The organism is Steroidobacter sp., from assembly GCF_016790065.1.
Taxonomy (GTDB): domain Bacteria; phylum Pseudomonadota; class Gammaproteobacteria; order Steroidobacterales; family Steroidobacteraceae; genus Steroidobacter.
Window position 1 is genome coordinate 1 of sequence record NZ_JAEUPY010000260.1, and the last position, 2,481, is coordinate 2,481.

Annotated in this window: 2 protein-coding genes; both read right to left on the reverse strand. The window is 60.4% G+C overall.

Annotated elements, in window-relative coordinates:
• Nucleotides 1–1,141: TolB family protein (locus JNL55_RS11405; protein WP_293852947.1), on the reverse strand; the 1,141-nt coding region annotated here is incomplete at its 3' end.
• Nucleotides 1,138–2,481, reverse strand: a 1,344-nt coding sequence (locus JNL55_RS11410; RefSeq protein WP_293852948.1) for an amidohydrolase family protein, incomplete at its 5' end; no start/stop codon positions are given. The genes JNL55_RS11405 and JNL55_RS11410, both read right to left, overlap by 4 nt.

Below are 2,481 nucleotides of genomic sequence, written 5' to 3' on the forward strand. Positions count from 1 at the left end.
GCTTAGGTGCTCCGCCCGCGAGAGCAACGCTCCACAGATGCGGACGCATCAGATCGCCGATGTTGGCGGAGTACACCACCGAGCGGCCGTCCGCACTCAGCGCGGGTTGCGACAGAACCTCCCCGTCTCCAGGAGTCAATAACCTCGCTGCCCCACCGCTCGCCGGCACTGCGTACAACAGATTCCAACCGGTCTTCTCCCACCGGAATAAAATCTCTCCCGACGGTGCCCAAATGAGATCGAATCCCGCCGGCAGACTGCCGGGGCCGGCATCCGCCTTCCACACAGTGCGTGCAGCGCCTGTCTTGACGTTCGCGGCCACAATGCTCCACGGCACGCCTTCGCGCCCCGAACTGAAGCGATAGTTCATGACCAGATTCGTTGGCCAACGAATGAAGGCCACTTCGGAACCGTCCGGCGACCACACCGGCGACAGGTCCACAAACACGCCCGGATCCAGATAACGAGTCTCGCCTTTGGCAATGTCATGGACGGCGACATAGCGCTGCTGAGCTTTGCGTTGACTGACCCAGGCGAGCTGCGATCCGTCCGCGGAATAGGCGATATCGCTCAGTCCAATCGCTGCCGTGTTGCGAGGATCGCTGGCATCCAACAATGCGCGACGTTGCCATTGACCATCAGCTATGCGGCGATACTCATAGAGCATCGTGCCGTCGACGAATGCGACGGCGTCGCCGCTGGGGGCAAAGCTGAGCTGCGTCGGAATGTCGGCACCGCTGTCGACTCGCTTTGCCGAGCCAGCTTTGTCTATAGCAACTTGCAGAAGCTCCTTGGTCCCAGGAGAACTACCTTGCTCACGCACGAAGAAGAATGACTGTCCGTCGCCCGAGGGATAGATCTGGGTGATCGAACCCTGCTGGTCGCGAGCGCTCAATATGCGTGGAGAAAAGTCCGGCTCGCTCGCCACCCACAAATTGCCATCGGCGCTCCAGGCGATGGCGCGCTGACGATTCGAATCGAAGCCCCGCCGCAACACGCTGCGAGCGCTGACTACAGCCTCCTTCGCTGCCGCGAGCGTAACCGCAGGCTGCTGGTCTCCAGCTTGAATCGGCAGCGCGAACCCAGCGGAGCTGGCGATGATGGCAACCAGACACGCCCGGCCGCATTCACTCAGTGTCATGGCGATGGGACGCTCGATGGGCTCAGTACCTTGCCGCGAAGCGCGAGCGTTCGCTCACCGCCATCGACAGCGAAGCCGCCGTTGATGAGCACATGCTCGATGCCACTCGGATAGACGCTGGGTTCCAGATAGGTCGTATTGTCCTTGAGCTTCAACAGGTCGAGCACCACGACGTCGGCCTTCATGCCGGGAGCAATGCGCCCGCGATCATGAATATTAAGAATCTCTGCCGGCAAGCCGCTCGCGGCGCGCACGGCATGTTCGAGCGTGTCTATGCCAAGATCCCGGCTGAAGTAAGCAAGACGGCGCGGGTAACTGCCGAACACCCGGCCATGAGTGTCGTCGTACTTCTTATCGCCGACGGCCTCTTCGGGCAGCACCATCCAACCGTCCGTCGACACCGCACACCAATCGAGCTTGAAGAAGGCGATGACGTCGTTCTCATCCATACTGAAAGAACGCATGCGAGCGCCGCCCGCTAACTGAGGATTGCCTTCGCGTTGCAAGAGGATAGCGAGCTGGACTGCATCCACTCGACGTAGCTTCATCAGCTCTGCATAGGACTGGCCGACGTAGTCAGCACGCGGAAACTCCAGTATTCGAATGTTCTCCGCCCCGCCCTTCAGGGCGATCTGATGGCGAACGTCAGCGGCGAAGCTGTCTTTCGTAGCCGCATCGGCCTGTTGCCAAGCTGCGTCGAAGTCCGCTCGATAGTCCCACTCGCCATTGTTAGTGCGATACGTTCCCTTGAAGATCCAGGGCGGCATCGCGACGAAGCTGCCGTCGGAAGAACTACTGTCGTACGGATACACATCCATATAGACACGAGCACCACGGTCCCGCGCAGCCTGAAGCGTCTGTATGAAGCGCTTCGCCTGACCGCGATAGCCAGTGCCCAGTGCTTTCATGTGCGTGAACACGACGGTGGCACCCGTTTGCTCCGCGACCTGCAACGTCTCTTGAATGGAATCTTCCAGCGTCGCTGGCTTCACACCCTTAGCGGCGCTCGGCTGATACCCCATCGCAGAGATGCCCGAGCTGCGAACGTGCGGAATGAATACGCCGTTGTATTCGGCCAGCACCTTGCCGAGTGCGAGTTGTTCGTCGAGCGAGGTATTCAGCGCGCCGTGATACTCCAATCCCAGCGACATGCCAAAGGACCGGCCAGCGGCAAGATCCGTTCGCAAGATGTCTTGCATGCGGCGAATCTCCTCGACGTTTGCGGCCCGATTTACATCGCCGTCCGCCGGCATCACTTGGCGACGCAAGCCGGTATGACCGTTCATCAAGATGGCATTCAGGCCGATGCCCAGCTTCTCCAGGGCAACTCGTTGCTCAGT